Below are 22,062 nucleotides of genomic sequence, written 5' to 3' on the forward strand. Positions count from 1 at the left end.
AGGAATTATACTCAGCAGCCATTGAGAAGACGACCAGAAATTATTTCGCCAGGGAGAAGAGCAGCATGCATGACGACATCATCCACACCCTTACCGACTGGATTGAAACCAACCTGGATAAAACCCTGTCGATTGATGAAGTGGCCGCGAAATCGGGCTATTCGAAGTGGCATTTGCAGCGGATGTTCCGCACCGTCACCAAACAGACGTTGGGCGGCTATATTCGTGAGCGTCGGCTGACGCTGGCGGCCGAAGCGCTGAGTCAGACCCAGCGCCCGGTTTTTGATATTGCCATGCAGTACGGTTACGACTCGCAGCAGACCTTCTCCCGCGTGTTCCGCCGCCAGTTCTCGCAGACGCCGACTGCCTACCGTCACACCATGCGCCGTCAGTCGCTGACCCGCCAGGTGAGCTACAGCTTCGACTGCAGCGACTTTGCCAGCTCCGCTTACGGCAAAGTGCAGCAGGACAGCAACAGCCCGGCCTGCAACTAGGCCCGGTTACGCATCTTTGGCGCGGCCTGCGGATCCTGTCCCCAGAATGACGGGGAGAAGTACCAGCCGCCGCCCAGTTCCTTGATGTGGTACATCGCCGCATCGGCCTGGGCAATCATCGCCTCGCCGGTGCGGTGATTTTTGGCCAGCGCCACGCCAATACTCAGCGATTGCGCCACCGTCTTGCCGTCGGTCAGCCTGATTGGCTCGCGCATCGCTTCGATGACGTTTTCAGCCATTCTGGCCGCCTGCTCACCGTTTTCGATGCCCGCCAACAGCACCGCAAACTCATCACCGCCCAGACGCGCCACTAAATCATCTTTCCTCAACCTGCCACGCAGGCGATGTGCCGTTTCCGTCAGCACGTTGTCCCCGGCAGCGTGACCATAGGTATCGTTCACCTCTTTAAAGCGGTCAACATCGATAAACAGCACCGCCACCCGATCGGCGGTTTGCGGATTGTTCATCAGCGTGTGCAACGCCTGCTCAAACGCTGTCCGGTTAGGCAAATCGGTCAGCGCATCATGGCGTGCCTGATGGGCCAGCGAGTCGTTTTCGCGCTGCAGATGGGTCTGCCAGTCTGACAGCTCATCCAGCAGGCTGTTGAAATCCCCGCTTAGCTTGTTCAGCTCGGCAATCGACGATGACGGCACCCGCAGCGAGAAGGCGCGCCGTCGGCGTACGTCGTGCGCCACTGAGGCAATATTTTGCAGCCCGCTGAGGATCCCCGCGTGCATGCGGTTGGACAGGCACGAGGCCAGCAGCGCGGTCACCAGCAGGCTGCCGCTCAGCCACTTCAACGCCTGGCTAAGATAATGCAGCACCCGGCTGGCATCACCGCTCAACCACACCTGTCCAATCACCTTGCCGTTGTGCACGATTGGCACGTTGGCAGGCTGCGGGAAAATCCAGTGGGTGACCAGCTCCCCGGCGCCCTGATGATGTTGCGCCCCGGATGGAGGCCAGTTCACCAGCAGGCGATTACGGGCATCGACAATTCTGGCGTGGCCAAACTCCGCCTTCGCCCCGATTTGCCGCACGATGTCGTTAGCCGCATCCGCATCGCCCGCCAGCACCGCCGGCTGCACGCTGTAGCCGAGGGTGGTGGCCACCAGCTGGAGATTGTTTTCCGCATAGCTGCGCAGGGCAAACATCGACAGCACCGACAGCGAGATGCCGCTGAACAACAGCGACACCACGATGATCACCAGATGAATGCGTTGCAGACTTTTGCGTAAGGTCAGCAGCGGTTTTTTAGCCGTAGAATTAGCCTTGTGCACGGAGTGCTTCCACAGAGGTAATGTGGCCCTGTTGGTTGTGCTGGACCCGTAACACGTAGTGGCTACTCAGGATCGCCACGTCATCAGGCGTCAGCGGGCGCTGTTTTGCGTCAGTCGAAAACACAAAGCCTCCTTTATTGTTTTTATTGCTCCGTTACCGCATTTCGCTTTAGCGAATATGGCGTGAGCTGTATTTGAGGTGTAGAGATCCCGCCCTGTGGAAATGGAAGGGAATGAGTTATAAGGATTTTTACCATGAAAAATCCTACAACCCATTGGCGGGTTGTACAACTTTTAAGAGGTCAGATTCATCTCAAAGAGGAAATTTGACTTAAGTCGCGTCAAATAAAAGCTAAGTAAGGTTTAAGTATGGAACAACCCCGTTAATTGCTAGCAATATCAAGCACCTGTTTTTGCTGAGTTTTCATCAGTGCCGTTGAAAATAAGAGGTGGAACCGGACGATCGGGCTAATCATTTATAATGAGTTTAATTGTCATTTGTCGTCTCAAAATAAAGCTAACTGCCTTAAATTAAAGATAAAATTGATATCGGAGAGTAATTATTTTCCAAAATATAAGGAATTATGCGCAGTAATATAGCCTGTAAGACGGTTTTCATTCTTTCCCTATACGGATTATTCCCCATATTTTGGAATTAAATCGGTAAACCTCAGTTAATAAAAGGCTTAATGTTCCACTGACAAAAAACTACCATACCAGGCCTAAATTTTGTTCAAATTTTAAAATCGAGTGATATAATGTGACCGTCATCACACTTCTGTGACCTGTTATGTCCGTTCAAGTGAAAAGCAACCTGGCAACTTTTCGTCTGGATCGGTGATGACACCGCCTCTTGTCAGGGCAGTAAATCTCGGAGTTTGAACGATATGGGTACCTTAACCGCTAGCCTGGTATTGATGAGATGGGAACTGGTTAGTGCAGTAATGATGTTTATTGCCAGCACCTTTAACGTGAAGTGCCGTCAGGCCAGCCACAAAGGCATTGCCTTTGTCTTCACCGGCGTGGGTATCGGCATGTCATGCTGGTTCGTTACCGGGCTGTTAGGTATCACTCTGAGTATGGATAACCTGCATAACTTCTGGCACATCACCAAAGATGTGTTTATCGACGTGATGAGCCACACCCCAACTGATTATCCTATGCCCTGAAAACAAACGAGCCGCTGACTCAGAGAGTCAGCGGCTCGTTATTGTATTCGGCTCAATCAAAACTTCTTAAAGGCCACCGGCAGCGGCGTAACGCTTCCTGACGTTGCTGGCAATACGGCTGCTTTGTGTTCCTGCAACCACATATCACCCATCATCTTATCCAGGCCCATATCCAGCCCGGTCACCATGCCGGCACCTGGCGTAAAGGTCAGCTCACCAAAGAAGATTTGCCCTTCGCTGATGTACCAGTCAACGCGAACATAGTCGAAGTCACTGGCCAGCTTTTTGCTCAGCTCCAGCGCCTTCTTCAACGTTTCCATATCCCCGCTGATATCCAGTCCGGTATCGCGGATCTTGTAGAAGCACTGCTCCAGGTTGTTGACGTAGAAGTTCATCGACAGCGGTGAGTTGCCACAGCGGTTGTAGATGATCTGCAGCACGTACTCAAAGTTGCCGTCTTTCTTGTTGAACATGTGGAATTTGTAATCGATGGCGGCAAACTTGCCATCACCAACATACTCTTCCACCAGAATGCGCGGCTTAATGTAGCGATAATGAATTTCCCGCGACTGATGCGAGAAATCACAGCGCAACCACTCTTCACAGCGGCGCACCAGCAACTGTTTTTGAATACAGTCTGGTTCTTCAAGAAAGATTTCTACCATACCAGAACCGTGGTTCGGTTTAATAACGGTGTTTTTTAAGGATTTAAGCCCCAGCAATGAAATCGGATCGGCCGTTTCATGCAGCAAAGGAATTAAATACTCTTCACCAATTGTTTTTGCTATGTAATCGCGCACTAAAACTTTATCCGAAAGATTCCCATAACGAACATAGTCGCCAGTGACGAATTTGCGGTACAGAATTTTCTCATTAAACAGTTTCGGCTGGCGAATGTTAGGTAACCGCTTAAAAGTGTGAAAATAGTAAACTCGGTCCTGATAAGACCATGGCATTTTCTTGAGCAGGTATAAGACGCCTTTTCTCAATTCTGCTTTGAGTTTTAACATTTTTTACCTCATTTGTATGTTTTGTAGTTAAGTGAGGAAAGCTGTATTTTAAGAATGACGGCATTCTTAAAGAAATAATTCATTACGGTCAGGGAGAGCAGTTCGGTGACCAGAACGCTCCAGGCTGCGCCTGTTAATCCCCAGAAACGGATGAAGAACCAGTTGGTTGCCACGCTAATTACGACCAGCACCACGATCTTGACCAGCAGGTAATTAAAACCACCTTCCTTCACCATGTAGCGGTAAGCTACTGTTCCCATTGCCGAAAAGCAGGTTGCTAACGACAATAACGTAACGAGATTTCCTGATTGTGTGTAGTCATGCCCATAAAGGGTAGTGATGATCTTTTCGCCAAACAGCGCGACGACAAGAAGCATCAAAAAGGAAACTGCCATTACATAGCCATTCAGCCTTGCGGCCAGTTTTACTGCCACATCCGCACGCTCCCTGAAGATCTCAGAAAAGCAGGATGTAATGATCGCTACCGGGATAAAAATCCACGAAGCAGAGATAGTGTTGGCGGCGGTAAACAGCCCCAGCTCATGCGCTGAGCCCACGCCTACCAGGAAAAATTGTGCCAGCTTAACCTGTATTGAGATGAACACGCTGGAGATGGCCAGCGGGAGTCCCGCATGTAACAGGTAGCGCAAATAGCTTCTGTGCTTGCGCTTAGGCGGCGAGCTGATGGTGTTCGCCTGAAGGAACCGGCTGCGCTTGATCATGTACGGCACCAGCGTGACCGCCACGATTGAAAACGACAGCAGCAAAGGACTCAGTTTGAACCAGGCCACCAGAAAGCTGATGCCAAAACTGATGATCATTCCCGTGGCATTCGCCACCGTGTTCATCCGGGACTCTAACCGGGCATTGTTGTAAACGCTGAAGATATCCTGCGTAACAAACATTGCCGACAAGAATGACGCGACCGCAAAAACCAAAAAGTTTTCCCGCATCTCCAGCCAGACGTAAATTAATACCGGCAAAGATAAGACTAACAACAAAACCATTCTCAGCTGTTTGGCCACCGCCATCAGCCGTATTCCTTTTGGCGCACTTTTGCTGATACTTTTAAACAGAATGGTTTCAGTACCGAAAATAGCGATAGTCTGAACAATTGAAAAAAGTGATGCAGAAAATGCTATTTGCCCGAATATTGAGGGGCCAAAGGATTTTGCGACATAGGATGTGACAAATATCACTCCAAATACGGAAACGACCTTTTCCGACATCATCCAGATGGCGTTTGACATTGCGCTGTGTTTCATCGAAGCATCCTTTGTAAAACTAATCACTTATTGCAATAACTCGGCACGTCCATGTCGAAAACGGAAAAGATTAACGCTCAATATACCTGGCGATAAAAATGGACCTAAAATTTATAATACGGACAATTCCTAATCCGCTCGCAATCAAATGCGTTTTTTTGTCTGAGCGCTTCACCGCTGAAAAATAGCCAGGGTAATTACGCGCTTAAATTCATGTAAACCTTTTCACAAGTCACTTTTTGGCGCTAATTATCATGGCACAAATTTCAGGCTGCACATGCGGGAGTATTCTGAATCACATGTTGGCATTGAAGATTTCATGAGACGAATTTATATCAAAAACCTGCATATCGAAAGCTAACTAAGGGGTTTGGAAATAAAATAGGAGAAATCCCATGATGATATTTCTTCATAATCACTTAACTTAATCCCTGCCATTCAAATCGCGCACTTAACGACACTGCTGTGATTTTTGGAATAATCAGATCCACTAATTATTGCAGTCGTTCTCATCACATTATTGTTAAGAAAGGGAAGAGCATTTATGAGAAAGTCACGATATACAGAAGAGCAAATCACCAGTGCCATTAAAGCATCGGAATGCGGTGTAAAGGTGAAAGAGATCTGCGACGAACTGGGTATCTCTGAAGCGACCTTCTATAGCTGGAAGAAGAAATTTGCCGGTTTATCTTCTGAAGAAGGCCGTAAAATCAAAGACCTGGAGGAGAAAGTGCATAACATGGAGCGCGAGCTGCAGACCCTTAACTCCGACAAAGAGATGCTGCAAAGCGTGCTTAAAAACTTCTTTACTACCAATGACAAGCGCCAGGCCGTTAATTACCTTCAGGATACCTTTGATATCGGGACTCGCCGCAGTTGCCGCCTGCTGGATATTAGCCGTAGCGTGTATCATTACCCGTACAACATTGAAAACCATTAATTGAGATCCACAGCACGTTTCTATATTAGACGCAGGACCAAAATAAAATATTCCCAATGCTAATTGAAAAGTACGGTTCGATTTTCTGGAGACGCTTTTTCTTGATGAGTTAATTGTCTGGATTGTCCCCTGTTAGGCTGTATATTTACTAACCACCAGCTAAAAACCCATCTGTTTCAATCCCTTCTGAGCGCATTTATCTTTGAACCCAAAGATAAATGCGCCTTTCCTGACATTAACCTCGCTAACCGGAAGGTCAAAAAACACCCGCCCACCTTCAAATTCCGTTAACATTCTCTTTTAATCAATGGTTCATGGTTTTCATCTTTTGGGCAAAAGTGCATTTCATATGCTACTCACCAATTTGGCTTAAAACCCCGCCTGATGGTGCATCCGTCACGATCAGAGCCAGTCATACTGTAAGAAACCATAAAGTAACACTTAAGATTTACACCCTTTAGGCCTCTGAAGCGTTCGCCAAAGGAATCATAATCACGGATTTTCTAATGTGTTCGCCCTTACCTTTCGCCGATATTAACCTTTAGATGAACTGGAAATTTGAGTTAAGGCTGGTTTGAGAATATAAAAACCGTCTCAAAAAGCGCGCCTTTACCATTAAGAAGCGTCCGTACACTGTCCAAAAAGCGGGTGATTATCATTAACGATTATTCTTATAGCGGAACAATTAGAGACTGTGCCTGGTAAAAGAGTGCGGTGTAACCGCTATTCGGCCTGCGGTATTGTCCTAAAAACACGGTGCGCTTCACAGATTTGACATAATAAACCGCGCATTTGCGGCCAGCCGAGAAAGAAGCTTTACCCGCGGGATTGGTGGGAGAGTGAGCAAAGAAGCAGGCAGGCTATAGCCCGCAGGCAGCCTGAACAAGCGCACCCGTGAACCGGGCTTGAGTCCAATAGCCTCATTAGCGGGCCGTTTATCACCTTGATTTGCCTTAAGTCGTCAGCAAATTAAACGCCGCTTCAACCGACTGCGAACAGGGCCATTCGCGGCCAGGATGTTTACCAAACGTTGAGCGTGATCATGGTTGACTGTCATTTTCATCCCTGGAATGCCGACCATGACCGATACCACACTCGTTCCCCATCAGGAAAACAGCCTGACCTTTTTTCTGTCACTGATCTCCGGAAAAGTTAAGCCGGGCAAGTTGTGGTATGACCCGGAGTATCGCATCAAGTATCTGTTCCGCTCGCTGGCCTGGCCTGTCGCCACCCACAAGATGCTGACGGCGATCACCGAAGAGCCGGTGATGCGCGAGGTTCTGCCGATCCAACACACGCTGCCGAGCAAGATCCACCGCCCTTACCTTTATAATGGCATGCCGATGGCCGCGCGCACCCACGCCATCATCAGCCATTACCAGTATGTGAAGCAGCTGTCCTCCCTGCGCTTGCGCCAGGCGATGCTGACCCAACAGGGCGTGGAGCTGGTGAATTTTGCCGGTAAAAACGGCGAAACCTTTACCGTCACCCTGGCCTGTACCGGCCGGTGCGAACGTGAAGGTGAAGTGAACCTGCTGTTCCGCCGGGATGGCGTGCAGCTGGCGATGCTGACCTTTGCAGTGACAACGGTCGACGGTGAGAAGGTGGCGATGATTGGCGGTATTCAGGGTGCTCATCGCGATACGCCGCATGAGCTGATCCGCGAAGCGACCAAGGCGTGCTATGGCCTGTTTCCAAAACGGCTGTTAATGGAAACCCTGTCGCTTATCTGTGCCGAGACGGGCGTGACGAAAATTGAGGCGGTCAGCGACAATGGCCACATCTTCCGCAGCCTGCGCTATCGTCTGAAGAAACGCAGCCTGTTCCATGCCAGCTATAACGAGTTTTGGGAAACGCTGAATGCCCAGCCGTCAGGCAACAAGCTCTACTCGTTGCCGCTGAGCTTCCCAAGGAAGCCGCTGGAAGAGATCGCCAGTAAAAAGCGTTCGGAGTACCGTAAACGGTACGATCTGTTGGATACGCTGCGTGAGCAATTCAGTCAGGTCATCGCCTGATATCAGGAAGGTCCAGCCCTGTGCAGAGGTCAGGGCTGCTTATTCTCTTCTTTTTCCACGTCATCGATCTTCCAGATCGCGCCTTTTTTTTGCAGTGTCACCACCAGCAGCTGTTGATCGTTGGGATCGTTACCCAGAGTGACGTCGCCCGTGGCGGTAAGCCCGTTCAGGGTAAAGCGCCCGACGCTGACATGATCGACCCAGGAATCGCTGTAATCCTGATCCTGCAGGAAGAAATCATCGTCCATGCCATCCGGACTTTTGATCAGCACATTGATTTTGCTCAGCAGCTCAGGCGTCACATAGGTGTTGAGCAGCGGATCGTGCTCATCGATGGGACTCTCATCTTTGCTTAACGCTGTCAGATACCAACTGTAAAAACTCTGGCTGACCGCTTCAGGATCGCTGCGGTGTTCTGCCGCCGCAACCTGCCAAGCCATCAGCACGATAACCGGTGCCAGTAACCATCTTTTCATCTAATGCCATCTCTACCCGGGAATGCCAAAATGCCCCGCTAATTTACCCTTTCGCGACAGTATTTGAGCGATTATCTGCGTTATTTTTGGTAAATGTTTATAGCGGATGCGCCGTCAGCCAGCGCGTCATCACCGTGGCCAGCGCTTGCGGCTGTTCCAGCGGCAGCATATGGCCGGAATCTTCAATCACGGTAAGCGTTGCACCGGCAATGTTATCGCGCAGCACTTCGGATTCACGTAACGTCCGCATCCGATCTTCAGCTGCAGCAATCACCAGGGTTGGGCAGGTTATCTGCGGTAAAAGTGCCGTGTCGCTGTTGCGGGCCATCAGCAGCTGACGACAGTACGCTTCCCTTCCCATCCGCTGGCTCATGGCGAGCACCTGCTGCTGTAATCCTTCATCGCCGGCATGCTTTTCACTGAGCGACAGCGCAATGGCCTTATGGCCAAGACCGCGAAACGCGCCGCGTGCAGACTGCAGCGTTTTCGCCGTCGCCGCCTTAAAGGCCTGAGCCTGTTCACTGTCCTGCTGGCTGGAGGTGGCAATCAGTATCAATTTTTCCACCCTTTCTGGCGCCTGACGGATCATTTCGCGCGCCACAAATCCGCCCATCGAAAAGCCGACCAGCGTGAAGCGTTCGGGTGCCTGTTGCAGTACCCGCGCCGCCATCGCCTCCAGCGAGCTATCCTGCGACAGATCGCCAAATACCAATGGACCAAACGCCGCCAGCTCGTCGGTCATTGCCTGCCGTAATCCGGCGTCACACATTACGCCCGGCAGTAAAACCAGTCCCGCCATCTTGTTTTTCCTTTGTTTTTTGCCTGCCCGCAGGATAGCAGGCGACGCTGGTGATGGCGATTGGCTCAGCGGATGCATTGCCGGCGTGATAAAGGTATAGTGTTCATATATACGCACAACCGCACACATATGGAATGGTTATGAATGATGTCGTTCGCTCGGCCGCCCGGGTTCTGGATTTGCTGGAGTATTTCAGTGAGGACGAAAGGGAAGCCAGCCTTGCCGCTATCTCCGAGACCTTCAGCCTGCCGAAAAGCAGTGCCCTGGGGTTACTGCGTACCCTGTGCGTGCGCGGCTACCTGGTTAAGAACGATCGCGGCATCTACCGGCTTAACGAGATGTTTCGTCTGCATGGCTTCAGCTGGGGCGGCGCGAAGCTGACTCAGGTGCTGTCGCTGGCCAAACCGATCATGGAGCAGATGGCCAGTGAGCTGGAAGAAACCGTCAGCCTCGGCGTGATGACCTCTGAAGGCAAGATCCGTCTGGTGCATCAGGCTCTCTCCTCACAGGCTATCCGTTATGAGATGTCGCCAACCATGCTGCTGCCAATCCACTGCACCGCGATGGGCAGGATGTTTTTGTCATTCAAAAACCCGGCGCAACGCCAGGCGTTGCTGGCCCGCAGCCCGTTGTCACCCTGGACAAAATACACCGTGACCGATCCGCTTGAACTGGAAGCGTTGATCAACCAGGCCGGTGCGAGAAATTACGCCATTTCCGCAGATGAGGTCGACGTTGGCGGCACCGGCGTCTGTACGGCGATTTGCGACAGCAACGGCGAGCCAATTGCTGCGCTGAACGTCTCATCGGTTTCGGCCCGCTTTAGCGATAAAAAATCCGCCATTATCCGCACGGTGTTGGAACAGGGACAGCGTTTAACGGCGCTGTTCCAGGCTGCGGAGAAGGGCTGATCGGGTTCTGCGAAAATGCGCAGAATGATACGAACTTCTTATTTCTCACTTTTTTATCTGGCCTGCTGGCTGATGTTCACCACAGTGTTTAACGCTGCATATAAACCAACGGAAGGTGAGTAATTTCACCTTTCTCATCATCACCACTCTTTAATACTACAAACCCGCATAAATTCGATCACACCGCCGCGCTAAATTGACGATTTTTTGCCCTGTGCCGATGTTGCCGGCAGGCTGGATCTGCTTTCAGCTGTGTGTCAGGATGAATTCATATATGAGAATTTAAGTTCATATATATGAACATTCATTTTTCATGCAGTTCTGACTGAGAGCCTGACTATGAGCCAAGACCAGTTCACCCAGGAAATGAATCTCTATCCTGCCGACAGCCTGACGCGGCACAAGCGGCGGCAGTTGTTTGCCGCGATGATCGGCAATGTTCTTGAATACTATGACTTCATTATCTTCGCCTATATGGCCACGCTGATCGCCCGTAATTTTTATCAGGGCGATGGTGCCACCGGTCTGCTGGCCAGCTTTGCCACCTTTGGCGTTGGCTTCCTCGCAAGACCATTAGGCGGTGCCGTGATTGGCCGCATTGCCGATAAATATGGCCGCCGCGTGGCGCTGCGTATCACCATCTACGGGATGGCGCTCGGCACCGTCGGCATTGGCTTACTGCCGACCTACGAAACCATTGGCATGCTCGCACCCATATTGCTGGTCACCATTCGCCTGATCCAGGGCCTGTCTGCCGGCGGGGAATGGGGCACCGCCACCGCCTTTGTTGTCGAATCGGCCCCATCGGACCGCCGTGGTTTCTTTGGTGCGCTGGGCCAGGCGGCCATCGCTTCTTCGCAGCTGATCACCAGCCTGGTGGTGGCGGGGATCACCCTGATTTTCAGCGAGCAACAGATGGTGGACTGGGCCTGGCGCATTCCGTTCCTGCTGGGTGTGCTGCTGCTGCCGGTCGGGGTGTATATGCGACGGAATCTGGAAGAGACCCCGGCTTTTATTGAAGCCCAGGGCAAGCCGAAAGCGGTGACCAAAACCCCGATGGGACCGGCGATACGCATGATGGCGCAGACTTTTGGTTTCGCCATCATCTGGACGGTTTCCTATTATGTGATGCTCTCTTATATGCCCACCTTCCTGAATAAGCAGGTCGGCTTCACCCAGACCCAGGCGCTGACCTCCAACGCCATTGCGCTGGCGGTGATGGTGCTGACCATTCCGTTTTTTGGTGCCCTTTCCGACCGTATTGGCCGCAAACCTCTGCTGCTGATGTGCTGCGCGGCTTTCGTGATCCTTCCCTACCCGTTGTTCTCGCTGGTGCTGGCGTATAAGTCCTTCTACGTGGTGCTGGCGGTGCAGATCGTCTTCAACCTGTTTATTGCGGCCTTTTCCGGTGCGGCGCCGGCTGCGCTGTGCGAAATCTTCCCAACGGCTTCGCGCACCATGCTGCTGTCGATTGGCTACAGCTTGTCCACGGCGATTTTTGGCGGCTTTGCGCCGTTTATTGCCACCGGGCTGATCGAATTTACCGGTTCACCGGTATCGCCGACCTTCTATCTGATGCTGGCAGGCCTGGCATCGGGGCTGGTGATTATGCGCCTGCGTGAAACGGCCACTGAAGCCCTGCGCTAACCGGAGAACAACCATGAGCAAAGATATTTTGATTTGGGGTGCAGGCGCGATCGGCGGAACCGTCGGGGCCTGGCTGCTGCGGGCAGGCTATGACGTTACCTTTGTTGACGTCGATAGCCAGCATGTGGAGTGCATTCGCGATCCGCACCGCGGACTGAAGATTACCGGCGAGGTCGACAGCTTCACCGTTCAGGCTAAGGCGTTTCACCCTTCGGAACTGAGCGGTAAGTGGCAGCGCATTTTTCTGGCGGTGAAGGCGCATCACACTGCGGACGCCACGCGCCAGCTGGCGCCTTTCCTCGACGCCGACGGCTATGTGTTATCACTGCAAAATGGCCTGTGCGAAAGCACCATCAGCCAGATCGTCGGTGAAGAGCGCACCGTCGGCGCCTTTATTAATTTCTATGCCGACTGGACCGCGCCTGGAGAAATCAACTATTCCAATCGGGGTGCTGCGGTGATTGGCGAGCTGGATGGCAGGCTGACACCGCGTCTGGCCACGCTGCACGCCGATTTAAGCCACTTTGAACCGGGCATTATCCAGTCTGAAGAACTGTCGGGCTGGCTGTGGGGAAAACTGGGCTATGCCTCGCTGCTGTTTGCGCAGGCAGTGGGTGAAAAAGGCATTGCCGATTGTCTGGCGCGCGAGGATATCCGCCCGGTTCTGTTGGCGCTGGCGCGGGAGATTGTGCAGGTTGCTGATGCCGAAGGCATTGCGTTGAAGGGCTTTAATGGCTTCGATCCGCAGGCTTTCCGCGCGGGTGCCAGCGTTGAAGCCATTAACAGCACCTTTCATAACATGGTCGAATTTAACCGGCCTAATACCAAAACCCATTCGGGAATATGGCGCGATCTGGCGATCCGCAAGCGCCCGACGGAAGTGGACGGTCAGCTGGGCATCGTTGTCCGCATCGCCGGCGATCACGGCATTCCAACGCCTGCACTCAACGCGCTGATCGCCCAGATCCATCAAATCGAACGCGGCGAACGTCCGCTGGTCGAAAACAATCTTAATGAGCTGCTTATATGACCCTTTCATTCAGTGGTAAACGCATCGCAATCAGTGGCGGTGCCATTGGTTTCGGCCGCGAGATGGCGCTGCATTTCGCCTCGCTTGGCGCAGAAGTGCACGTATGCGATATCCGTGCGCTGGCCGGGCTGGAGCAGGAAGGCATTATCAACTGGCAGGTGGATTTGTGTGACCGCGAAGCCGCCGCCAGCTGGATTGCGGAGCTGAGCCAGAATGGCAGCCGGCCGGTGGATATTCTGGTCAACAATGCCGGTGGCGTGGCGGGCCAGCAGGGAAAAGCAATTGAAGAGGTGAGCGATGCCGACTGGGACAGCGTGGTCGACATCAATCTGGGTGCCACTTTTGCCCTGTGCCGGGCCGCCGCGCCATTAATGAAGCAGGCCGGGCAGGGAAACATTATCAACATCAGCTCCGGTGCGGCGTTAAAAGCTTCGCTGACTGGCGTGCAGGCCTATTGCGCCTCCAAACACGCGGTACTCGGCCTGACCCGCCAGCTGGCCCATGAACTCGGGCCGTTTGGTATCCGGGTTAACGCCATCGCGCCAGGCTTTGTCTTCACCAATGAAGCCACGAAAAAACAGTGGGATAACTTTGGCGAGGAACGCCAGCAGCAGCTGCTGAACAGTATTGCGCTTCGCCGTCTGGGCACCGCCCGCGATATTTCGAATGCCGCCGTGTGGCTGGCGTCCGATCTGTCTTCATTTATTAACGGACAAATCATCTCAGTTGATGGAGGTAGTTAAGCCCATGCACCCGACAGAATCACAGCAGGAACCCTGGCAGTGGCCGGACGAAATCTGGCAGCAGAAGGTTAATCACGTCAGAGCGGGGAAAACCCTGAAGCCTACGCACTGGCCGAATAACGCGCCCTTCGCTATCGCGCTCTCTTTTGACAGCGACCATGAAACCAATGAGCTGCGGGAAGGCGGAAAATCCTTTGGCCGCATGAGCTGGGGCCAGTTTGGTACCCGCGTTGGCATTCCCCGTATCGAAGCGCTGCTGAGCAAGGCGGATGTGCCGGCCAGTTTTTACGTCCCGGCGGTGTGCGCCCTGCTTTACCCTGAAGAGCAAATCAGACTGACCGCACAAGGACACGAAATCGCGCTGCATGGCTGGATCCATGAGCTGAACTCGGTGCTGTCGTATGAGGATGAACGCAGCCTGATGCTGAAAGCGTCCGAGACGCTGGAAAAGGTAACCGGCAACCGGCCTGTGGGGATGCGCACGCCCTCGTGGGATTTCAGCCCGCACACGCTGCGGATCGCCAAAGAGATGGGGTTGCTGTACGACTCTTCATTAATGGCGGACGAGAACTGCTACGAGCTGCTGCTGGACGGTGAACAGACCGGCGTGGTCGAGCTTCCCGTGGAGTGGATCCGCGATGATGCGGTCTATTTTATGATGAACCGTTTTCAGGCCTTACGCCCTTATACGCCACCGGAAGCGGTGTACGATATTTTCCGCCGCGAGCTGGAATATGCCCATCAGGATGGCGGCTTGTTCCAGCTCACCATGCATCCGCATATTATTTCTGCCCGTTCGCGGGTGTGGATCCTGGAAGAGATCATCAAGCTCGGTCGCTCGCATGGCGCCTGGTTTGCCACCCATGCCGATATCGTGCGATGGGTAAAGGAACACGCTGAATAGCCGATCCGTCCCTCTCCGTAGAACAAGCGCGGAGAGGGAATGATGATGAAGGCGGGCGATCAGCATTGGGATATTTGCCGGGATAGGTTAACTTCGGAACGCTGGGGCCATGCGATCCTGCTCGCGGTTTGGCAGCCCCAATCCATTCGCAATCACTCGCCATTGAGCCACAACATCACTGAAATTTTCGATGATTTCGTTGGCATCATCCGAGCGAACACGAAAGTAACCTGCAACTTCCCGTGCCAGTTCAAGATCAAGCGCATTATCAGCCTCAGTGATATTCAATTTGAGACCATCCGCGAAGGGGACAGGATTCATGTCATAGGCTTCTGAAAGCCGCCATCCGGCACCGGGAACCAAAATAAAACCATGATTACGCAAGTGATCGTCCGTATTGGACACCAGAATGTTGAATACAATTCTTGACCACAACTCGCGAAGATCTTTGTTGGTCTGAGAACCCTGCCTGATAAGGACATCAGCAAGTTCAAGATAGCTAACGCCGTTGGAGGCATCATCGCCATCAAGGTGTCGGGTCATTGTCATCGCCGAGGCAAAATGCAGGCGCCGCCCGTGTTCTGTGCGATCAAAACGTCTGACCATAAAACAGTGATAGTCGCTCGCAAATTTTCTGGCCTCAGCAGCGGCCACATTCAGTCCACATCCTTTCGCCAACACATTCACTACCATTTCCCAGCCACCGACATCGTAGTCGTCTCGTGCGCTGGGAAATTTTGCGATACACAGCCTGCCCTGATCGTCAGCCACACTGGCTTTAGGTCTTGCTCCCCCCAGGGATCCGCCCGGTGCAATAAGCATTCGCAACCACTCCTGCCCCTGAGGATCACGGTTATCAGGATCCTGCTCCAACGCGATGCTGGCCCTTTCCAGAGCATGAATTTCCGTAAAGGGTGGCGCGGCGATCCCTGCTCTGTCGTCAAGAAACTCCCCACGATCTTCACGGCGATAACGAAGCGCACCGACTCTATAGAGATCGTGTACACCCAGCAGATAATCCGACTCATAAAGCCGTGTTCCCCCGGGCTCAGTGCCGGCTCTGATATCCCTTTCAAGACGTCGATCCATCAGGACTCGCCCCCATCTATCAGGACTGGAATCACCAATGACCCCGAAACTCTCGCGATGCTGAGAAGGGTATTGGGGTCCCGGATACAAATGAATATCAGGGTCAAGTTGCAGATACCCCAGGCTGGGATCGGCTAATGCGAGGGGATCATACTGAAACTCAAATAATTCCCGCGCACGTGTCTTACGGACATGCAGAAATCCAATTCGTTTCGCAGCAGGCAGTCCTTCCCAATCTGCATAGACACCGATCATGGTCATTGTCAGTCCTCATCCTTTTTGTTGACTGGTTTCAGTAGGGCAACCAATTCGGTTGCCGTTTTACCTACTGCTGCGGGTTCTCTCAATCCCTTGTTCTGCACTGACTTATATTCAGGGCTGGCCGGCTCTTTAGCGGAGGAGTTATCGAATGTGGCAATCAGCTCGTCTGATTTAACCGTGGCGGCTTTGGTCCGATTGCGTCGCTCAATCTTATCGGTCTGAATTGGTTTCCTGGCTCTCACAGTTTTCTCACCCATCAGACGGGCGTCCTGAAGCTGTCGACCAAGCTCATCATCGGCAATCATCTTTGCCAGATCGTTTTCCAGCCCAAGGACCTGCATAACTGAAAGCCAGGCACCTATTGTCACTCCCGCGCTGCCAGACTCCAATGAGCGAAGGGTTACCGCTGTCATGCCCGCACGCTCTGCAACCTGTTTGGCGGTCAGTTTCCTTCGTAAGCGGGCCATTTTCAGACGCTCGCCCAACCCTGCCAGCAGCTTTTGGGTATGAGGTAATAAGGGAGCTGTTTTTTGTGCCATAACGATACTATTTCCGCTTTTTAAGGATAAAAACGTCATAATATTATCACTTTTAAAAATACTTTCCATCTATTGCGCGTTTATTGAGCGATACAATAACGATAATATTTTATCGTTATTGGGTGTTTTTCAATAAAATACTATCATTTTACCCACCACTAACAGGCTTCACTCCCCGCCAACCTACATCACCCTTTTCCCTGTGATTTGAGCAGGAAAATAAAGTACGGCGCGCCGATAAAGGTGGTGAGCAGTCCGGCCGGGATTTGGTTGGGGAATAACACCATCCGGCCACACCAGTCGGCCAGCAGCATCAGCAGTGCACCGACGATCGCGGCCATCGCCAGTTGCGGCATCGCGCGGCGGAAACCGAGCATGCGCGCCATATGCGGTGACATCAGCCCGATAAAACTCAATGGGCCGACCGTTAAGGTTGCGCCCGCCGTCAGTATCGAGGCTAACAACAGAACGATCAGTCGGGAGCGCATCAGCGGTACGCCCAGCGCTCTGACGGTATCGCCGCCCAACGGCATAACGTTCAGCCAGCGACGGCACATCGGCATTAACAGCATTAGCACCAGGGCGAGCACCGCACTGGCGATGGCCTGCGGCGGCTCGACGCCGTAAGTCGAACCGGAAATCCAACTCAGCAGGTTACCGAGGCGCGGATCGCCGCTGGCCAGTAACAGTGAAATGATGGCAGAAAACAGCGTGCCTAAGGCAATGCCCGCCAGTAACAGGCGCTGGGTGGAGAAATGGCGCCTGCCCGCCACCAGCAAAATGGCCGCCAGGGTGATTGCCGCGCCGCCGCTCCCCGCCACTAACATCGCTGCGAATCCGCCGGCGGGCAGCAGGAACAGAGTGAGCACCACCCCTGACGCCGCGCCGGCGCTGATGCCTAACACTTCCGGACTGCCCATGACATTGGCGGTGAGTTTCTGTATCAAGGTGCCCGCTGCGGCGAGCATCACACCGGCACTCAACGCCGCCAGGGTGCGCGGCCAGCGCCAGGGCCAGACGCGCCAGAGGTCGCCACCCGCCCAATGAATGCCCTGGCTGTCGCGTCCGAACATCAGCACCACCACTAATGTCGCCAGCAGCAGAACGCCGCCACCGGCAATCCATCCTGCTGGCCGCTGGCGCTCAGTCGGTAACTCGCCATACTGGCCGGAGACTGCAGGCTGGCTGGCGTGTCGCAGGCGGGGTAACAGCCAAAGCAGAACGGGTGCGCCGATCAACGCCGTTGCCGCGCCCGTCGGCACCTCTTGCCAGACGCGCGCCAGCATCACCATCGCCTGATCGGACAGGCACAGCAGCAAGGCCCCTAACACCGGCGCAAGCAGTAGCCGGTGCAACAGGCGTCGGGCACCGAGTAATTTGGCCAGCAATGGCGCAAACAGGCCGATAAAGCCGACCACGCCGACGGCATTCACCATAAAGGCGCTCAACACCACCGCCAGCGCCAGCGCGACAAAGCGGGCAGACGACAGCCCCAGCCCTAACTGTTGGGCCACATCATCATCCACACCCAGTAAGGTCAGCGGCCTGACCAGCATCAGCGCCAGCAGCAGGCACGGGATCAGCCTTGGCAGAAGAGACTGTACCGCTGACCAGTCCTGCTGATTGAGCGCCCCGCTGCTCCATAAAAACAGGCTCTGAAGTTCCTGAAAATGGAAGATCGCCAGCAGGCTGTTAAGGGCACTGCAATACAGGCTCAGCACCAGCCCCGCGAGGATCAGGGTGACGGGAGAAAGCTTTTTACCCCAGGCGGTGCCAAACACCACCACGGCAATCACCAGCGCGCCCAGCATTGCGGCACCTTGCTGACCGACAATACCGGCGGGCAACATGCCCAGGCTGGCCAGGGTGACGCCCATTTGCGCGCCGCTGGCGACGCCAAGGGTGGCGGGTTCGGCCAGCGGATTGCGTAACACCTGCTGGAATAAAACGCCGGCCAGCGCCAGCCCCGCGCCAACCAGCAGCGAGATCGCCACGCGAGGCAGGAAACTGTAATAAAACAGAACCTGTTGGATATCGGTTTTATCAGGATGGAGGATCGTCGCCGCCCACAGATGGTGGGGAAGCAGCTGCTGCGCGTTGCTGAGGCTCAGTATCAGCGTGGCGGCAACCGCCAGCGTCAGCAGGATCAGCGCAAAGGGTGTGCGGTGCGGTTTGCCTGCCCGCCGTGCGTTCAACGTCACCATTGTTTCTCCAGTCCCTGCAGCATGCGGCAAAATTGCATCGCGGTGAGGGTTGCGCCAAAAATCCAGATGGCGGGCACGGTACGCACGCTGTTTTGTCGTACAAAGGGAATCGCCTGCCAGACCGGCGTGGCGCGAATGCGCGTCCTGGCGGCTTCATCGCCATGATCCAGACAAATCGCCCGGCAGGCCGGCAGGCTGGCTAAACGTTCAATCCCCACCGTTGCCGTTCCCCAAAAGCCGTTATCTCCCTGCCAGGCATTTTTAATCCCCAGTTGCTGCATCACGTTACCAAACAGGCTGGTTTCACCGAGGATCACCGCATGTCTTTCATCAATAAGTGAGAAAACCAGTAACGGCTGATGGCGGTAAGCCGCCAGCTGTTCGCGCGCGTCAGCCAGCTGGCGATCGAACCAGGCCAGATGATGTTGCGCAGCCGCCTGGCAATTCAACCGCTGCGCAAGCGTCACCAGCCCTGCCCGCACCGTCTGCAACGGCTGGCCGTGCTCATCGGTGAACGCCACCGCCTGTGCTGGTGAGATAGCGCGTAACTGCGCCTCGCGCGGGCCATAGCCCTGCGAATAGAGGATCAGGTCAGGCTTCAGTTCAGCGATGTACTCAAGATTGGGTTCGGAACGCGTGCCGACATCAATCACGCTGGCGGGTATCGCCGGTTCGCGCACCCACAGCTGATAATCGCGGGTATCGGCCGCCGCCATCGGGGTGATCCCAAGGGCAAACAGCATTTCCAGCGGCAGCCATTCCAGCGCAATAATGCGCCGGGCAGGCTCAGCCGCCCGAAGCGGAAAGCCCACCAGCAGCGGCGACAGCATCAACGCGGTGACCAGGCGGCGACGCGGTCTGTCGATGCTGGCTGACGTGCCCGGCGCTACGCTATCAGAAGGCATAGGAGAGATTGACGGAGTAGTTGCGTTCATCGCCATACACCGCGTAGTCGCTCAGCCAGGAGTAATAGGTGCGATCGAAGACATTGTTGACGTTGGCCTGCACCGCCAGCTGTTTGGTCAGCTGGTAACGGGCAAACAGATCAACCAGCGGATAGCTGCTTTGATAGACGCGCGTCGTTTCGCCATCCGGCCCGGTAGCGTCCTGGAAGGTCTTGTTCTGCCAGTTTACGCCGCCACCGATGGTCAAATCGGGCAGCATCGGCAGCTGATAACGGCTGAACAGTTTGAGCTGCGTTTGCGGCATATTGCTGTTTAAGCGCGCGCCGGTATCATCCCTGGCCACATAGCGCGTCGCGCCGAAGGTCAGCTGCAGATTGTCGGTCACCGCGCCATTGATTTCGAATTCAGCCCCCTTACTTACCGTGCCCTGCGCGGCATAATAGGCCTGCTCGCTGCTGTCATTGACGAAGTTGGAGCCATCGGCCTGGCCCACGTTCTCCTGCTCGATGCGGAAGATGGCGAAGGTGGCCGTCAGACGCCCGTTCATCCAGTCAGATTTCAGGCCGGTTTCGTAGTTCTTTCCGGTCACCGGCGAGAGGTAAGTGCCGTTGCGATCGCGATAGGTCTGCGGCTGGAAGATCGAGGTGTAGCTGGCGTAGGCCGACAGAGAGTCGTTGATGTCATACACCAGGCCCGCATACGGCGTGAGGTTGTTTTTATGCACGTCGCCGCTGGAGCCGATGGTGCTCCACTGGGTGTAACGGCTGCCTAAAATCAGCGACAGCGGATCGGCCAGTGAAAAACGCGCGGCGATATAGCCCGCTTTCTGACGAACGGTGTCGTCCAGGTTCTGATACCAGTCGCCCCACTCCGGTTCGGCGACGTTGCCGTCCCAGTTACTGCCAAAGCTGCCCATTTGTTCGCTGTCTATTGGACCATCCGCGCTGTAGGTGGTATTGCGCTGACGGCTGTAACTCACCCCGGTGATCAGCTCATGCTGGCGGCCAAACAGGTCGAACGGCCCGCTGGCATAGGCGTCAACGGATTCAAGCTTACGCGTTCCTCGATCCTTACTGCCAAAGCCGGTGGTGCCTTCGCCCGTCGTGGCATCCGGGAAACCTTCTATATACAGCAAGGCATCGTTAAAGGTCTCTTCGGCATGGGTGCCATTGACCCGGAAGCTCCAGCCGTTATCAAAATCATGGCGAATATTGGCGAAGACCTTGCGCGAGTTGATGTCGTAATGCGTCCAGTCGGTCGAGGTGCTGGTATTGCGGGTGTAATGGGTTTTCACCCCGTTGCTGTACCAGGTTGGCAAGCCGCCCCAGGTCGGGTCGCTGGTGTTGGTTTGCTGATAGTCGTAGCCCAGCGACAGCGTGGTGTTTTCAGTCAGATCGGCATCGACCACGCCGTAGAGGAATTTCTTGGTTTTGTGGTAGCGATCCAGCTGCCCGTCCTGATCCTGATAGCCCGCCACCACACGGCCGCGCACGGTGCCCGCCTCGTTTAAGGGACCGGAGACATCCGCCACAGAACGCTGCTTGTTCCAGCTGCCGTAGCTGGCGCTGACGTTGCCGGTAAATTCACGGCTGTCCGCCTGCTTACGCACCATATTGACGGATGCCGCCGGGTTTCCGGCACCGGTCATCAGGCCGGTAGCACCACGGACCACTTCGATGCGGTCATAAATCGCCGTGTCTTCTGCCGCATCGCCAAAGTTCCAGGTATCGCTAACCGAGCTGGGAATATCATCGTAGGTGTAGCTGCTGATCATAAATCCGCGGGAGAAGTAAGATGCGCGCTCGCTGTCGATCACTTCCGTCGAAATACCGGTGGTGTTATTTAACACATCGCCGACCGACTGCAGGTTCTGGTCCTGCATACGCTGTTTGGTCACCACGCTGAGCGACTGGGGCACATCGCGTGGCGTCAGCAGCATTTTGGTGCCGGCGGTGGTGGTTTTTACGCTGTAATCCTGCTGCTCGTCGGCAGAATCGTCCACCGTTGCGCCAACCACCATATCCTGCTGAGTGGTGGATGGAGCAGAAGAGGTTTTGGCCGGGGTTACGGCGGCATTTGCTGCCGGAGCAGCGCTATTACTGTCGGCGGCCTGCACCAGCGCAGGGTTTACCAGCACCAGCATCGCCAGTGCCGGGAGTGAAAAATTGACGCGTGTTTTGTTCTCAGGCGCGCGTGATTGCGGCCCTTTTTCCCTGCCAAATGAAGACATAACCGTATCCCATAGAATTTTATTATTGGAAGCTGAGGCTTCTTTTTTGTCTTTCTACGCCGGTGCAGCTTGCCACTGTTATCCGGCTGAACTCACATCAGGTGCGATGCGCACGAAATGAGAATGTGAATAGTAATCATTTGGCTTCAAG

At 54.2% G+C, this 22,062-nt stretch carries 20 protein-coding genes; 9 read left to right on the forward strand and 11 right to left on the reverse strand.

Annotated elements, in window-relative coordinates:
• Positions 1-65: 65 nt before the first annotated feature.
• Entirely contained in the window at positions 66-494 is a 429-nt protein-coding gene (gene soxS, locus AC0IXH_RS15885; RefSeq protein WP_013200391.1) for a superoxide response transcriptional regulator SoxS, read from the forward strand.
• Here the strand turns inward: soxS and dgcN are convergent.
• Together dgcN and AC0IXH_RS15895 are read right to left on the reverse strand one after the other, a co-directional pair.
• Positions 491-1,774 (reverse strand): diguanylate cyclase DgcN/YfiN, encoded by a 1,284-nt coding sequence (dgcN, locus tag AC0IXH_RS15890; protein ID WP_471720704.1) that lies wholly within the window; start codon positions 1,772-1,774, stop codon positions 491-493. The genes soxS and dgcN overlap by 4 nt on opposite strands.
• Positions 1,761-1,898 carry a hypothetical protein gene (locus AC0IXH_RS15895; RefSeq protein ID WP_167738393.1) on the reverse strand — a complete coding sequence of 46 codons (138 nt, stop codon included), beginning with the start codon at positions 1,896-1,898 and terminating at the stop codon, positions 1,761-1,763. The genes dgcN and AC0IXH_RS15895 overlap by 14 nt, the downstream gene beginning before the upstream one ends.
• A gap of 763 nt (positions 1,899-2,661) precedes the next feature.
• On the opposite strand from AC0IXH_RS15895, the gene AC0IXH_RS15900 reads away from it, so the two are divergent.
• A complete protein-coding gene (locus tag AC0IXH_RS15900; protein WP_013200389.1) occupies positions 2,662-2,943 on the forward strand; it encodes a YjcB family protein in 282 nt (93 codons plus the stop codon).
• Positions 2,944-2,999: 56 nt separating this feature from the next.
• On the opposite strand, the gene AC0IXH_RS15905 is transcribed toward AC0IXH_RS15900, so the two are convergent.
• A complete protein-coding gene (locus AC0IXH_RS15905) occupies positions 3,000-3,953 on the reverse strand; it encodes an ATP-grasp fold amidoligase family protein (protein ID WP_013200388.1) in 954 nt (317 codons plus the stop codon).
• 8 nt (positions 3,954-3,961) lie between these two features.
• The gene (locus AC0IXH_RS15910) at positions 3,962-5,218 is read right to left on the reverse strand and encodes an MATE family efflux transporter (RefSeq protein WP_013200387.1); all 1,257 of its coding nucleotides are present in this window, start codon (positions 5,216-5,218) and stop codon (positions 3,962-3,964) included.
• A gap of 544 nt (positions 5,219-5,762) precedes the next feature.
• Between AC0IXH_RS15910 and AC0IXH_RS15915 the strand changes: the two genes are divergently transcribed.
• Positions 5,763-6,158, forward strand: coding sequence for a transposase (locus AC0IXH_RS15915; protein ID WP_041691865.1), 396 nt, complete (start codon positions 5,763-5,765; stop codon positions 6,156-6,158).
• Positions 6,159-7,237: 1,079 nt separating this feature from the next.
• Positions 7,238-8,173 (forward strand): VirK/YbjX family protein, encoded by a 936-nt coding sequence (locus AC0IXH_RS15920; RefSeq protein WP_471720705.1) that lies wholly within the window; start codon positions 7,238-7,240, stop codon positions 8,171-8,173.
• A 29-nt stretch (positions 8,174-8,202) separates the two neighbouring features.
• Here AC0IXH_RS15920 and AC0IXH_RS15925 read toward each other — a convergent pair whose 3' ends face one another.
• Both AC0IXH_RS15925 and AC0IXH_RS15930 read right to left on the reverse strand, forming a co-directional pair.
• The gene (locus tag AC0IXH_RS15925) at positions 8,203-8,649 is read right to left on the reverse strand and encodes a DUF3828 domain-containing protein (protein WP_013200384.1); all 447 of its coding nucleotides are present in this window, start codon (positions 8,647-8,649) and stop codon (positions 8,203-8,205) included.
• A 97-nt stretch (positions 8,650-8,746) separates the two neighbouring features.
• Entirely contained in the window at positions 8,747-9,448 is a 702-nt protein-coding gene (locus AC0IXH_RS15930) for an alpha/beta fold hydrolase (protein ID WP_471720706.1), read from the reverse strand.
• A 140-nt stretch (positions 9,449-9,588) separates the two neighbouring features.
• Here AC0IXH_RS15930 and AC0IXH_RS15935 point away from each other — a divergent pair, with 140 nt between their 5' ends.
• The 5 genes from AC0IXH_RS15935 (at position 9,589) to AC0IXH_RS15955 (ending at position 14,683) form a co-directional block, all read left to right on the forward strand.
• On the forward strand, positions 9,589-10,359 hold the full coding sequence (locus AC0IXH_RS15935) for an IclR family transcriptional regulator (RefSeq protein WP_013200382.1): 771 nt from the start codon (positions 9,589-9,591) through the stop codon (positions 10,357-10,359).
• A gap of 339 nt (positions 10,360-10,698) precedes the next feature.
• The gene (locus AC0IXH_RS15940; RefSeq protein WP_013200381.1) at positions 10,699-12,006 is read left to right on the forward strand and encodes an MFS transporter; all 1,308 of its coding nucleotides are present in this window, start codon (positions 10,699-10,701) and stop codon (positions 12,004-12,006) included.
• A 13-nt stretch (positions 12,007-12,019) separates the two neighbouring features.
• Positions 12,020-13,036 carry a ketopantoate reductase family protein gene (locus AC0IXH_RS15945; protein ID WP_346566818.1) on the forward strand — a complete coding sequence of 339 codons (1,017 nt, stop codon included), beginning with the start codon at positions 12,020-12,022 and terminating at the stop codon, positions 13,034-13,036.
• Positions 13,033-13,779 carry an SDR family NAD(P)-dependent oxidoreductase gene (locus AC0IXH_RS15950; RefSeq protein WP_106381904.1) on the forward strand — a complete coding sequence of 249 codons (747 nt, stop codon included), beginning with the start codon at positions 13,033-13,035 and terminating at the stop codon, positions 13,777-13,779. Before AC0IXH_RS15945 ends, AC0IXH_RS15950 begins: the two co-directional genes overlap by 4 nt.
• A gap of 4 nt (positions 13,780-13,783) precedes the next feature.
• Positions 13,784-14,683 (forward strand): polysaccharide deacetylase family protein, encoded by a 900-nt coding sequence (locus AC0IXH_RS15955; protein WP_013200378.1) that lies wholly within the window; start codon positions 13,784-13,786, stop codon positions 14,681-14,683.
• Positions 14,684-14,770: 87 nt separating this feature from the next.
• On the opposite strand, the gene AC0IXH_RS15960 is transcribed toward AC0IXH_RS15955, so the two are convergent.
• The 5 genes from AC0IXH_RS15960 to fhuE form a co-directional block, all read right to left on the reverse strand.
• A complete protein-coding gene (locus tag AC0IXH_RS15960) occupies positions 14,771-16,033 on the reverse strand; it encodes a type II toxin-antitoxin system HipA family toxin (protein WP_013200377.1) in 1,263 nt (420 codons plus the stop codon).
• Between the two features lie 2 nt (positions 16,034-16,035).
• Positions 16,036-16,572 (reverse strand): helix-turn-helix domain-containing protein, encoded by a 537-nt coding sequence (locus AC0IXH_RS15965; RefSeq protein WP_106381901.1) that lies wholly within the window; start codon positions 16,570-16,572, stop codon positions 16,036-16,038.
• Positions 16,573-16,760: 188 nt separating this feature from the next.
• Positions 16,761-18,776, reverse strand: coding sequence for a Fe(3+)-hydroxamate ABC transporter permease FhuB (fhuB, locus tag AC0IXH_RS15970; protein WP_471720707.1), 2,016 nt, complete (start codon positions 18,774-18,776; stop codon positions 16,761-16,763).
• Positions 18,770-19,681: a Fe(3+)-hydroxamate ABC transporter substrate-binding protein FhuD gene (fhuD, locus tag AC0IXH_RS15975; protein WP_471721156.1), complete on the reverse strand. Its 912-nt coding sequence runs from the start codon at positions 19,679-19,681 to the stop codon at positions 18,770-18,772. The genes fhuB and fhuD overlap by 7 nt, the downstream gene beginning before the upstream one ends.
• The gene (gene fhuE / locus AC0IXH_RS15980; protein ID WP_471720708.1) at positions 19,671-21,911 is read right to left on the reverse strand and encodes a ferric-rhodotorulic acid/ferric-coprogen receptor FhuE; all 2,241 of its coding nucleotides are present in this window, start codon (positions 21,909-21,911) and stop codon (positions 19,671-19,673) included. Before fhuE ends, fhuD begins: the two co-directional genes overlap by 11 nt.
• Positions 21,912-22,062 lie beyond the last annotated feature (151 nt).

Source organism: Erwinia sp. AC075 (assembly GCF_979253995.1).